The following is a 12,762-nucleotide window of genomic DNA, read 5'->3' as shown; positions in this document are numbered from 1 at the left end:
TAATGAGCTATCAACCACTTTTACTTAACTTTGAAGAAGCAGCAGAGCTTCGTAAAGAACTTGGCAAGGATAGCCTTTTAGGTAATGCACTGACTCGTGATATTAAACAAACTGACGCTTATATGGCTGAAGTTGGTATTGAAGTACCAGGTCATGGTGAAGGCGGCGGTTATGAACATAACCGTCATAAGCAAAACTACATCCATATGGATCTAGCGGGTCGTTTGTTCCTTATCACTGAGGAAACAAAGTACCGTGATTACATCGTTGATATGCTAACAGCGTACGCGACGGTATACCCGACATTGGAAAGCAACGTAAGCCGTGACTCTAACCCTCCGGGTAAGCTGTTCCACCAAACGTTGAACGAGAACATGTGGATGCTTTACGCTTCTTGTGCGTACAGCTGCATCTACCACACCATCTCTGAAGAGCAAAAGCGTCTGATCGAAGACGATCTTCTTAAGCAAATGATCGAAATGTTCGTTGTGACTTACGCACACGACTTCGATATCGTACACAACCACGGCCTTTGGGCAGTGGCTGCGGTAGGTATCTGTGGTTACGCGATCAACGACCAAGAATCTGTAGACAAAGCACTATACGGCCTGAAACTAGACAAAGTAAGCGGCGGTTTCTTAGCGCAACTTGACCAACTGTTCTCGCCAGATGGCTACTACATGGAAGGTCCTTACTACCACCGTTTCTCTCTACGTCCAATCTACCTGTTCGCAGAAGCGATTGAACGTCGTCAGCCTGATCTTGGCATCTACGAATTCAACGATTCAGTGATCAAGACAACGTCTTACGCGGTATTCAAAACGGCATTCCCAGACGGTACATTGCCAGCTCTGAACGATTCATCGAAGACGATTTCTATCAACGATGAAGGCGTTATCATGGCAACGTCTGTGTGTTACCACCGTTACGAACAGACTAAAACGTTACTTGGTATGGCTAATCACCAACAAGATGTTTGGGTTCACGCTTCTGGTAAAACACTGTCTGACGCTGTTGATGCAGCAGACGACATCAAAGCATTCAACTGGGGTAGCCTGTTTGTAACGGATGGCCCTGAAGGTGAAAAAGGCGGCGTAAGCATCCTTCGTCACCGTGATGAGCAAGACGACGACCCTAAGACCGCAGATACAATGGCGTTGATCTGGTTTGGTCAGCACGGCAGCGATCACCAGTACCACTCTGCACTAGACCACGGTCACTACGATGGCCTGCACCTAAGTGTATTCAACCGCGGCCACGAAGTGCTGCATGACTACGGCTTTGGTCGCTGGGTAAACGTTGAGCCTAAGTTTGGTGGTCGTTACATCCCAGAGAACAAGTCTTACTGTAAGCAGACAGTTGCCCACAACACAGTAACGGTTGATCAGAAAACACAAAACAACTTCGATACCGCATTGGCTGAGTCTAAGTTTGGTCAGAAGCACTTCTTCGTAGCAGACGACAAATCTCTACAAGGTATGAGCGGTACGATTTCTGAGTACTACACTGGCGTAGACATGCAACGTAGTGTGATTCTTGCTGAACTTCCTGAGTTCGAGAAGCCACTAGTCATCGATGTATACCGTATTGAAGCTGACGCTGAGCACCAGTACGACCTGCCAGTTCACCATTCTGGTCAGATCATCCGTACTGATTTCGATTACAACATCGAAAGTACGTTGAAGCCGCTAGGTGAAGACAACGGTTACCAGCATTTATGGAACGTAGCTTCAGGTAAAGTAAACGAAGAAGGTTCTCTAGTGAGCTGGCTTCATGACAGCAGCTACTACAGCCTAGTAACAAGCGCGAATGCGGGCAGCGAAGTGATTTTTGCTCGCACTGGCGCTAACGACCCAGACTTCAACCTTAAGAGTGAGCCTGCGCTTATCTTACGTCAGTCTGGTCAAAACCATGTGTTTGCTTCTGTACTAGAAACGCATGGTTACTTTAACGAGTCTATCGAAGCCTCTGTAGGCGCTCGTGGTCTAGTTAAATCAGTGTCTGTTGTGGGCCATAACAGTGTCGGGACTGTTGTTCGCATTCAGACTACTTCTGGCAACACTTACCACTACGGTATCTCAAACCAAGCTGAAGACACGCAGCAAGCAACTCACACTGTTGAGTTCGCGGGTGAGACATACTCGTGGGAAGGATCATTTGCTCAACTGTAAATGATTAATATACATGCCGTTTAACGATGGCATGTATTGATGTGGTGCTTTGCGGGAATGAAGCACCACATTGCAATTCAGTCGTGATTGAAAAATCGTTCGTTGAAACCAACAACGACTGAAACATCGGGAATAAGTCAAACCGAGTAACTCACTGTGAGTTGCTCGGTTTTTTTATGCGTGAGTTTGGTTGTGAGGATGCGTGTTAGATAAGGCTAGCTTGGAATCCTGGCTCAGAGCGTGCCGCACAGTAATTATGGTTTATCAGGGCCTATACTCATTACATCCATGACATATTAATGACGTAGTTAAAGCTAATAAGTAATACAATAAGCGACATTCCTAGTCTCGAGCACAACCACTAGAATCTTGATGAAGTAGTGAAATACCAGAGTGAGAGGTTGTGTTTCGTTGTTGAAGTTAGCCCCGTCTTAACGGGTTTCAACATATCAGATTAGTCAGAGACAGCTTGTTATCGATTGTTTCCACACTTATTTAGGTTCTCCTTTTAGGCTGGGCTAGGAAGGGATTTCGCCGAGTAGCTATCGATTTTATTGCTCCTAGCTGACAAGACCTATTGCTGTGGATTATATCAAGTCGATTCCCCGATTTATGGTGGTATTCGTATTTGAAATTCATGCGCTGGATCACTAATAGAAACCTTAAAACGGTTGCCTTAAGAGCTGTGGCTAGTTACTATAATGAACATATAATCATACAATAACATATTTGGAGTTAAGCATGACTAAACCTGTAATTGGTTTCATTGGTCTAGGTCTTATGGGCGGAAACATGGTTGAGAACTTACAAACTCGTGGTTACCACGTAAACGTAATGGATCTAAGTGAAGAAGCTATGGCTCGCGTTACAGATCGTGGTAATGCTACAGCGTTCACTTCAGCAAAAGAGCTTGCAGCAGCAAGTGACATCGTTCAGTTCTGTCTAACAACTTCAGCTGTTGTCGAGAAAATTGTTTACGGTGAAGATGGTGTTCTAGCGGGTATCAAAGAAGGTGCAGTTGTTGTTGACTTCGGTACGTCAATTCCAGCATCTACTCGTAAGATTGGTGAAGATCTAGCGGCTAAAGGTGCTGGTATGATCGATGCTCCTCTAGGTCGTACTCCTGCACATGCTAAAGATGGTCTTTTGAACATCATGGCTGCGGGTGACATGGATACTTTCAACAAAGTTAAACCAGTTCTTGATGAGCAAGGCGAAAACGTATTCCACCTAGGTGCTTTAGGTTCAGGTCACGTGACTAAGCTTGTGAACAACTTTATGGGCATGACAACGGTTGCGACTATGTCTCAAGCTTTTGCTGTCGCTCAACGCGCTGGTGTTGATGGTCAGCAACTGTTTGACATCATGTCTGCAGGCCCATCAAACTCTCCGTTCATGCAGTTCTGTAAGTTCTACGCTGTAGACGGTGAAGAGAAGCTAGGTTTTTCTGTTGCAAATGCGAACAAAGACCTTGGTTACTTCCTAGAGATGGTTTCAGACCTAGGTACTGAATCTCTAATTGCTGAAGGTACTTCTAAGAGCCTACAAGCTGCTGTTGATGCTGGTCTTGGTCAAAACGACGTACCAGTTATCTTCGATTACTTCGCTAAATTAGAGAAGTAGGCTCGAGACGTTGATGGCGCAAGTTAGGTTTAAGAACTCTCGACCTGATTGGTAATCTATCAACGCTAGCCTCAAGATTATTACAACAAGCCCGCTCATTTGAGTGGGCTTTTTCGTATGTGGTTGCTTTTGTATGTGATTGATTTCGCGTGTAACGGTTTTCGAATTGTTTAGCAGTATGAATAGTGCCAGACGCTTTAGCTGTAGTGATGCGATCCCTACTAAGAAAGTGTTGTTGGTATCACGGGGAAGACAAATGAATGAAGCTAAGAGATAAGCTAAATTCAATCACAGCTGCGTGGGGTAGTTGTTTGTAGCGAGGTGAGGCTTTTGATTGAGTGTGAACCACAGTTTATTGAACTAGCCATTACCTAACAGAGTGGTTAGCCGAGAATGGTTTCTAGTTGGCTCATCGAATGTGATGTCATGGAGTGGTGATAGAACAAAGAGAAGGGAGGGCAGTTAACGCCAATAGCCACATTCATCTTGTAAAACACAAATGTGGCTTGTTACGTCTACTCGCTTGAGTGTTTAATCATACATCAATTTCTCGGCTTTACTGGCGTTGAACTCTCGCAAAGATCTACGTGCGAGGTGCCTGAAAGGCAGTGCTTTGATGATTTCTTCGAAAGGTTGAATTGCAAAAGCCCAGAAAATCGAACCATCAAAACCAAAAATAATGAGAGCGCACAAAGGAATTGAGATAACCCATTGGCCTGTGAAGTTGATTTTGAATACGTCGGTGGTATGCCCTAAGGCTCTCAGCACATGGCCATGAACTGTGTTGTAACCACGTACGATCGGTAAGAATATATAAAGAGGTGCGATTACCGCGAGAGCGTGATACGTAGACGTATCAAGGTCGGGGTAAATATCACCAATGATGAAGCTTAAGCCTGCAAACATCAGTGCGCAAACAACAGAAATTCCGACAGCAACATCAATACTGGTGTCCACATTTTTGGTCAGATCATCCATTTTCTTAGAGCCTATCGCTTGGCTAATGGTAATAGCTGAAGAGTGGGCCCAGGCTGTGATGAATTGGGTACCCGCGCGTAGCCACGGCATTACCAAGGTGATTGCTACATAAGCATTGATGTTGAGCTGTGAGTACAGTAACTGATAGATCGTCGCGCCAATAGACAGCATGGTGACATTGGCGGCGACTGGAAATATCTCAATGAAGTGGCGACGGATGTTAGTGAAGAACTCGGACTTTTCTGCATCTAATTTGAGTGACACAGATGAGTCGTAATGCACACATAGCGCTAGGTAGAGAAGGCGAATGACTATAGCAATAAGGCTACCCAGCGCAGCACCTTGTACACCAATACCGTCGAAATTCGAGAAGCCATGTATCAGCATATAAGAGAGTGCGGCGTTAATCGGTAGTTCAATTAAGTAGCCTTTAAACGGAACCTTGGTTCTGCCTAACCCGTTAAAGAGGGCAATGACCACCTGAGTTAATGCCGTAAAAATCACGAGATATTTGGAGATATTTAAATAGTGGCTGATTTCAAGGTGAAGCGATTTGTCGTCGGTTAAGGCTTGAATCAAAGGTTGTTCAAAAAAGGTGAGCAGAATCCAAAACATCGACGCTACGGCCAGGTTGATGAACAGACCTGCCCAAAATGCTTTAGATAACGAAGACGTGATTCCAGAACCAACCGCGCGGCTTAGAACTAGCTGTGTACCATTTGCCAACGCCATTTGAATACCCAATACAAACGCGATAATGGTGGTGGCAATCCCCATGGCTGCAAGAGGAATTTCACCAAGCGGTGAGACCAGTAGAGTGTCGATCATCAGCATCGACTGCATCAAGAGGGCGTTTAAGGCTAAGGGCCAAGCTAACGAAAAGTTCTTTCTAACGTACGATTTGGAAGACACAAGTTATACCTTGTTGATTTAGCTAGAGTGTAATGGGCAGAGGTAAACGAGTGTGCCTGACGACAGGTACACTCCGGTTAAGTGATGTGGCTATCAGCGATTGAATAAGAACGCCAGAATTGCGTGGTGTCTATGTTACGCACTTGCTAGTGAAGCCCTTGAAAGCTTCTGGTTTTCATCATCAAGTAGAATTGCTGACGCAATACGTGCTTGTTTTGCATTGCCAGACATTATCGCGTCGTAAATCGCCTTATGTTCTTCTAAACAAAAGCGTCCACCTACCGCAGAATGATCGATAAACTGTTTAAAGATCGTCGATAAAATGTTGGCGAACGGTATGTAAAACTGATTACCTGTTGATAAGAAAATGGTTTGATGAAACAAGTGATCGTTAGTTGTCCATTCTTCATAATTAAAGCTGTTCGCTGCTAGGGTCATCTTCTGAAAAAGAATAGAAAGTTGTTTGCGTTGCTCGATAGTCGCATTGGTTGCTGCCAGTGCACATGCTTCTGGATCAATGGCTTTTCTTAGACCAAGGAATTGAGAAAGAAAGGGCTGAGTGTCTTCTAGATCTTGAATCCAATAGAGTAATTGAGGATCTAGAAAGTGCCAATGAGAGCGAGGTTTTATATGGGTCCCAACTTTGGGTTTGGACTCGATAAGCCCTTTAGCTGACAGTAGCTTAGTCGACTCCCTTAGTGCGGTTCGGCTGACACCGAAAACTTCGCATAACTCTATCTCACTGGGTAGCTTTTCGTTTTCCTTTATCTCACCAGATAGGATTTTTCGCGCGATTTGTCGTGCGACTTGAACATGAATTCGGCGGCTTGAATCTTCCACCAATGAAAATATAGCCATATAACCACCTGAGGCTGACGTTTTAATATAGAAGTAGGAAAATACTCGGCTTAGGTGTTTGCTGGACAGCCTTAGTAAAGGCGGTTATTTCGTTCATTATGGTTCGCCTGATCACTTTGTCACTACACCCACGCCTCACATATTGCACAATAAATAATACAATAACATATTATATGTACAAGTGAATTAAGGCCAAAATGTTGTGTGGTCGCGATTTATAGGTTGGTTAAGAGCTGCTTTGTGACAAATTGCATAGAATTAGTGGGCGTAAATACGAACTATTTGTATGTATTAATTAGATGTTATTCGAATGGTGGTCTGCTTGAGTTATGTGGCCGAGAGCGAAAAACCGTAGACTATAAAGGGAGTTCACGTAATTAATGACTTGATTTGGTGCATTATACTTTCAGTGCTATAGTGCGATTTAAATAATACATATCAAATAAGTAATCAAACACATGGCAGGCACTTTTAATTCTATTTCAGGCTCTAAGCGAAGCCTTCATGTGCAAGTTGCACGTGAAATCGCTCGTGGTATTTTGTCGGGTGATTTACCTCAAGGGTCAATTATTCCTGGCGAGATGGCTCTGTGTGAACAATTTGGCATTAGTAGAACAGCATTACGAGAAGCGGTTAAGCTTCTGACTTCAAAAGGTCTGCTAGAGTCTCGTCCTAAGATTGGTACACGTGTTGTTGACCGTGCATTCTGGAATTTCCTAGACCCTCAGCTTATTGAATGGATGGATGGCCTAACTGACACAGACCAGTTTTGTCATCAATTCCTAGGCTTACGTCGTGCGATTGAGCCAGAAGCTTGTGCGTTAGCTGCGACTTTTGCAACTGCTGAGCAACGTATTGAATTATCAGAGATTTTCCAAAAAATGGTTGAGATTTCTAGTGAAGAAACGCTTGATAAAGAACGTTGGTTAGATATCGATACTAAGTTCCATAGTTTGATTTTCAATGCGACAGGTAATGACTTCTACTTACCGTTTGGCAACATATTGACGACGATGTTTGTGAACTTTATTGTGCACTCTTCTGAAGAAGGCAGCACATGCATTAACGAGCACCGCGCAATATACGAAGCAATTATGGCTGGCAATAGCGATAAAGCACGCCAAGCTTCGGCAAGCCATCTGCAAGAGTCAAATCACCGATTGCCTGCAGCAAGCTAATCAAGAGGGCACATAGAGTGCTCTTCTCAACTTTAAAGCACGCATTTAGCGTGCTTTTTTGTATCTCAATCTTATATTTTTACTGCTCTAATCGCTTTAACGACGTATTGATCTCTAATAGTTAAGCAATTATTACTCCGAAACTGAAAATCTATTCGCAACTCGTTCTGTTGGTTATATAATAATACTAATTAAATAAGTGTGAGTATGGTTATGCCCCAATCCCTTTTGCCAAATATTCTTCAATTTATCGGTCAGATAGACCCTTTCGATAAGATCCCTAAACAAGCGCTGCGCGAACTTGCCGCTAATGTTCAAATTACCTATCTTGGTAAGGGAGATGTGGTTGATTTGTGTGAGACGGGGAAGGAAAAGTCGCTCTATATCATTCGAACCGGCTCTATGGAACAAAGAAAGTCAGACGGTGTACTTCGTGCGCGTTTGGGCAGTGAAGATTTGTTCGGCTTTACGTTCTTAGATTCTGAAGTAAACGACGAGAAAGGCTACAGAGCGATCGCAATTGAAAACACCTTACTTTATGTGATTCCACACCCGGCACTTCAAGCGTTGTTCAAGGCATTTCCAAGCTGCGCAGAACACTTTGCATCACAGGCTCAGGTTCGTTTGAAGTCGGCTCTTGATGTGGTGTGGTCAAATAAAGAGAAAGGCTTGTTCATTCGTAAGGTTGAAGAAGTGGCAAGTGGGCAGGTGGCCATCGTTAAGTTTGAGCAAACGATTCAATCGGTCGCGGTTGAAATGCTGCATCAACGCTCACCTTGTGCCGTGATCTACGAAGGTGAAACCATCGTTGGTTTGATCACAGACAGAGACATGACCAAGCGAGTGATCGCCCACGGTGTCAGTACTGATAGCCTGATTTCAGAGGTGATGACGCATTCTCCACTTACGGTAAAGCCTGACGATCTAGTGCTGCATGCTGCGTCTATCATGATGCAGTTCAATATCCGTAACCTTCCTGTAGTGAAGGAGAATAAGGTTGTTGGTCTACTTACCACTTCACACTTAGTTCAAAATCACCGTGTTCAAGCGATCTTCTTGATCGAGAAAATCAAATACGCAGGCAGTGTGAAAACCATGTCTTCGTTCACCTCAGAGCGACAAGCTATTTTTGAAGCGCTGGTGGAAGGTAAGGTAGCACCGGAAACCGTTGGTAAGGTAATGACCATGATTATGGATGCCTACACACGCCGACTGATTCAGATCGCGATTGATAAGTTAGGCCCGCCGCCTTGTGATTTCTCATGGATTGTTGCAGGTTCGCACGCGCGTAATGAAGTTCACATGTTATCGGACCAAGACAGCGCAATTGTACTGGCTGACGATGCAACAGACAGTGACCGTATTTATTTTAGGCACTTAGCTATGATGGTGACTAACGGGTTAGCAAGCTGTGATTACCCGCTATGCCCAGGTAAATTCATGGCTGCAACGCCCAAATGGTGCCAGCCGCTGAGCGTATGGAAACACTATTATAAGAAGTGGGTAGCTAATCCTGAGTACGAACGCTTGCTCAACATTAGTGTGTTTTTAGAAATTCGTACTATCTACGGCAACAGTGAATTCGAGGGAATTCTTCGTGATGAATTACATAGCAATATTCGCGGTAACCGTGAGTTCTTAAGTACGCTAGTGAAAGATGCGGTGAACACCAATCCGCCACTTGGTATCTTCAATAGTTTGGTGCTAGAAAAATCAGGCGAGAATAAGAAAACGTTGAACGTGAAGAAGTACGCGATCAACTTGATTATCGACTTAGCGCGTATTTATGGTCTTGCAGTGGAGTGCGATTTATCGGCGACAGATGAACGTTTCGCTGCTGCCAACGAAAATGGCATACTTAGCGATGACGCGTTCAAGAATATTCTCGGTGCCTACCAGTTCATTCTCTCTTTTCGATTTGGTCATCAACTTGAAGCGTTGAAGAATGGAGATGTACCCGATAACAACATCAACCCAGATAGCTTTGGTAGTTTTGAGCGTAAACACCTGAAAGATGCTTTTAGGATCATTGCTGATCTTCAAGAGGCGGCTAAAATTCGTTTTGGAGCGCGTTAATGAAGTCATGTTCAATGAAGAAATGTTTAAAACAAATGCTGAACTATTTTCACCCGCTTGAGCGAATCAAACGTAAACGTAAGCAATATCTGGGCACGGTTAAGCTGCCAGAAGCATTACATGATCTCGTAGAGCAGCCTTGTCCTGAAATGACGGACTTGGCTAAAGACAGCGAATACATTGTTTTGGACCTTGAAACAACAGGCTTAGACAGCGAGCAAGACCTCATCTTATCTATGGGGTGGGTCGATGTGGTTAAGGGAAGAATCGATTTGGCTTCAGTCAAGCATATCTATCTCAATAACGACTCACAGATAAACGCCGAAACCGCTGTTATTAATCATATTACGCCACAAATGTTGGAAGAGGGGGCATCTATTCATGATGCGATGCTGACATTTTTCGAAGCCGCAAAAGGCAAGATTATTGTTGCGCATGCTTGTGTAGTTGAAGAGAAGTTCATTAGCCAATATCTTCTTCGTTGCTACGGTTTAAGAGCGATTCCTTTGCTTTGGCTTGATACATTGTGTATCGAAAAGAGCATGGAGAAAGCGATCAGCAACCATGAAGAAGTAAACTTAACTCTGGCTGGCACTCGCGAAAGGTACGGGCTTCCTGAGTACAATAGCCACAATGCATTAGCCGATGCTGTTTCAACAGCAGAATTGTTTTTAGCTCAACAGAGGCGAGTGGTGCCTAACGATGAAGTGACCGTTGCATTTCTTTATCGAATCAGTCATTAAGAGCAAAATTTTTAAGTGCTCGATTCCTATTCGAATAAACCGGTTGGAAAGGAGAAAAGCCAGCGAACAAGCTGGCTTTTGTTGAGGTCTTAGAAAATTAGGACAGTAATTATCTTAGATTTTTCATGTAGCGTGCAGCTTAGAAGCTGTAAGTAATACCTACACGGCTACGTAGTTGACGGTCACGGCTGTCTTGAACGTTACCGAACTCAACGTATGGACGCCAGCTCCAGTCAGCCTCTTTGTAACCAACTTTAACGTTGTAATCCCACTCGTTGTCAGCACCGCCGCCGCCAGTCCACTCGTTATCAATGAAGTCTTCTGCGTAGTTAGCTTCAAAGCCAAACTGCCAAGCATTCCAGTTGTAATCGATGTTACCCGTTACTTTACTGCGGTTCTTGTTGTCGTTTGAAGAATCAGAGTTGTAGTCACGGAACTCGTGACGGTAGCGAAGCTTCGCTTTAACACCTGAATCGAAAGAGTATTGAACACGTACTTGTGGTTTGTAGGTTACGCTATCAGAACCAAATGTTACTGGCATACTTGGTTGGATTAACCAGTGATCGCTGATTTTGAATTTGTAGCCGTATTCAAACTCGTTGTCCGCAGCTTCCCACTCAGAGAAAGGCTTACCTTTTTGCTTCATTTCAGCACCAAAGAAATGGTTGTCTACAGAGCCGCTCATTTTGATACGGCTTGCCCAGTCTTCTGAACCGTGCTTGTACTCTTGGCGGGCATCAAGTGAAGCGGCAGAAACACTGCCAGCAAAAAGAGTTGCTACGATCGCTAAAGTAATCTTATTGTTTTTTATCATTTTATTGTTTCCACTGTATCTAAATAAAAAATGGTTGTTTAAGGGGCTGACATTGAGCCCCTTGTCGTATTGGGATTAAAGTTGTGGGTAAAGCAGTTCTATGTCTCGTTGAGCCCAAACTTCCGCTAGGTTCTTCTTAACCGTGAACTCGCTGAAATCAGTCTCTGTTGCCAGTTTCACCCACTCCGGGTTTTCCATAGCAACACCAGCTTTCAGGTAAAGCGGAGTCATGCGTTCAACGCGACGACGTTCATCTTTTTGTGTGTATGGCCACTCTTTAGACAGGTCGTTGTAGTCAGCCATTAGCTGAATGCCTGTGTCTAAAGAGCCACCTTTTTTGTTTGTGTAGTTCCAGAGGTCGATACCGACTTTGTCACCGATCTGAGCCATACCGACCAATGGATCTAGGCTGAAGTAGTGGTAGTGGTAAGCACGTGTGCGTTCGATTTCGTGAGGCTGAGAGCCGTCTTTCTCGAATTGTGTGTCGATACGCATCTTGCCTTTCTGAACCATCTGCTTAGCCAGTGCGTCGTTACCAATAAAGTAAGAAACGCCTGCTACTTGATAGTCGTACCAAGTGCCGTGGTTGTTTTCTGCGTAAGCTTCGCCTTTAGGGCCACCAGACAGATCATCGATGATTAACCAATCTAGATATTCGCTGTACCACTGAGTGATTTGTGTTTCATCAGACTCAGTCCACGTTGGTGATTGAGACAGAATGGCGATTGAATCCAGCATGCGATCAGTCAGTGTTCTGGTATCGATGATTCCACCGCGGCGACCTTCAGCAACACCAGGTACACCTTGTCCGTAGTTCACGTTCGGATTCATCTTCGTATCTTCATTGAAGAACCAAGTTCTTACATATTCGATACCTTGCTGAGCGTATTTTTCGTCTTGGCTAAAGTAGTAGGCGATCGCTAATGCGCGAACAGAACGGGTGAAGTGGCCAATACGTTTTGAGTCAGTTTCGTCAGTTTTTGATGCTGGGTTAGTTTTTCCGTCATGGCGTATCCACGGAAGCCCATCTTCTTTTGATTCATCAGGCCACCAGTAAGGGCTGATGCTCATGTAATCGTTTTTGCTGCCGCTTGGTGGAACCATGCCTTTATCAGCAACGCTGAAAGGACCATCGTTCATAGCTAGTTCTGCTTCTTCAATTAGCTTGGTGTAAGCATCTTTCATTGAATCAGACGCTTTATCTGACTGAAGAAGAGTACGGTTCGCTTCTAATGTTGCCTCATCGAGGAAAACGAATTCAGCGGCCATAGCTTGTGAACCAAAAGTGATAGCACCAATACAGGCAGCCAGATGTAGGAGTCGGGGGGCTTTCATATTTACGCCTTTTGTTTTGAATTAAAATAATACAAATATGGTAGCGATCCGAGGCGTGATGATCTGTGAATTAG

General features: G+C 44.2%; 9 protein-coding genes. 5 read left to right on the top strand and 4 right to left on the bottom strand.

The genetic code is table 11. The features are described 5' to 3' along the window. Positions 1–2: 2 nt before the first annotated feature. Both OCV56_RS09195 and OCV56_RS09190 read left to right on the top strand, forming a co-directional pair. A complete protein-coding gene (locus OCV56_RS09195; RefSeq protein WP_086716221.1) occupies positions 3–2,171 on the top strand; it encodes a heparinase II/III domain-containing protein in 2,169 nt (722 codons plus the stop codon). Positions 2,172–2,912: 741 nt separating this feature from the next. Beyond that, positions 2,913–3,794 (top strand): NAD(P)-dependent oxidoreductase, encoded by an 882-nt coding sequence (locus OCV56_RS09190; protein WP_048659511.1) that lies wholly within the window; start codon positions 2,913–2,915, stop codon positions 3,792–3,794. A gap of 531 nt (positions 3,795–4,325) precedes the next feature. Here the strand turns inward: OCV56_RS09190 and OCV56_RS09185 are convergent. Then, on the bottom strand, positions 4,326–5,615 hold the full coding sequence (locus OCV56_RS09185) for an MATE family efflux transporter (protein WP_228761219.1): 1,290 nt from the start codon (positions 5,613–5,615) through the stop codon (positions 4,326–4,328). A 204-nt stretch (positions 5,616–5,819) separates the two neighbouring features. Then, positions 5,820–6,542: a FadR/GntR family transcriptional regulator gene (locus tag OCV56_RS09180; protein WP_086716218.1), complete on the bottom strand. Its 723-nt coding sequence runs from the start codon at positions 6,540–6,542 to the stop codon at positions 5,820–5,822. Between the two features lie 458 nt (positions 6,543–7,000). On the opposite strand from OCV56_RS09180, the gene OCV56_RS09175 reads away from it, so the two are divergent. From OCV56_RS09175 to OCV56_RS09165, 3 genes are all read left to right on the top strand, one after another. Further along, positions 7,001–7,720, top strand: coding sequence for a FadR/GntR family transcriptional regulator (locus OCV56_RS09175; protein ID WP_086716216.1), 720 nt, complete (start codon positions 7,001–7,003; stop codon positions 7,718–7,720). Between the two features lie 213 nt (positions 7,721–7,933). Then, a complete protein-coding gene (locus tag OCV56_RS09170; RefSeq protein ID WP_086716229.1) occupies positions 7,934–9,796 on the top strand; it encodes a DUF294 nucleotidyltransferase-like domain-containing protein in 1,863 nt (620 codons plus the stop codon). Further along, on the top strand, positions 9,796–10,539 hold the full coding sequence (locus OCV56_RS09165; RefSeq protein WP_228761215.1) for a 3'-5' exonuclease: 744 nt from the start codon (positions 9,796–9,798) through the stop codon (positions 10,537–10,539). The genes OCV56_RS09170 and OCV56_RS09165 overlap by 1 nt, the downstream gene beginning before the upstream one ends. A 139-nt stretch (positions 10,540–10,678) precedes the next feature. On the opposite strand, the gene OCV56_RS09160 is transcribed toward OCV56_RS09165, so the two are convergent. Together OCV56_RS09160 and OCV56_RS09155 are read right to left on the bottom strand one after the other, a co-directional pair. Continuing rightward, on the bottom strand, positions 10,679–11,353 hold the full coding sequence (locus tag OCV56_RS09160) for an oligogalacturonate-specific porin KdgM family protein (protein ID WP_086716214.1): 675 nt from the start codon (positions 11,351–11,353) through the stop codon (positions 10,679–10,681). A gap of 75 nt (positions 11,354–11,428) precedes the next feature. Continuing rightward, the gene (locus OCV56_RS09155; protein WP_086716212.1) at positions 11,429–12,688 is read right to left on the bottom strand and encodes an alginate lyase family protein; all 1,260 of its coding nucleotides are present in this window, start codon (positions 12,686–12,688) and stop codon (positions 11,429–11,431) included. Positions 12,689–12,762 lie beyond the last annotated feature (74 nt).

It is taken from the genome of Vibrio gigantis (genome assembly GCF_024347515.1).
Taxonomy (GTDB): Bacteria; Pseudomonadota; Gammaproteobacteria; order Enterobacterales; family Vibrionaceae; genus Vibrio; species Vibrio gigantis.
This window is presented reverse-complemented; position numbering and strand designations above follow the sequence as displayed.

Bases quoted from the DNA above. Each gene is read 5' to 3' on its own strand.
- OCV56_RS09155 (WP_086716212.1), bottom strand. From the start codon at position 12,688: ATGAAAGCCCCCCGACTCCTACATCTGGCTGCCTGTATTGGTGCTATC.
- OCV56_RS09170 (WP_086716229.1), top strand. From the start codon at position 7,934: ATGCCCCAATCCCTTTTGCCAAATATTCTTCAATTTATCGGTCAGATA.
- OCV56_RS09195 (WP_086716221.1), top strand. From the start codon at position 3: ATGAGCTATCAACCACTTTTACTTAACTTTGAAGAAGCAGCAGAGCTT.
- OCV56_RS09185 (WP_228761219.1), bottom strand. From the start codon at position 5,615: ATGCAGTCGATGCTGATGATCGACACTCTACTGGTCTCACCGCTTGGT.
- OCV56_RS09180 (WP_086716218.1), bottom strand. From the start codon at position 6,542: ATGGCTATATTTTCATTGGTGGAAGATTCAAGCCGCCGAATTCATGTT.
- OCV56_RS09165 (WP_228761215.1), top strand. From the start codon at position 9,796: ATGAAGTCATGTTCAATGAAGAAATGTTTAAAACAAATGCTGAACTAT.
- OCV56_RS09175 (WP_086716216.1), top strand. From the start codon at position 7,001: ATGGCAGGCACTTTTAATTCTATTTCAGGCTCTAAGCGAAGCCTTCAT.
- OCV56_RS09160 (WP_086716214.1), bottom strand. From the start codon at position 11,353: ATGATAAAAAACAATAAGATTACTTTAGCGATCGTAGCAACTCTTTTT.
- OCV56_RS09190 (WP_048659511.1), top strand. From the start codon at position 2,913: ATGACTAAACCTGTAATTGGTTTCATTGGTCTAGGTCTTATGGGCGGA.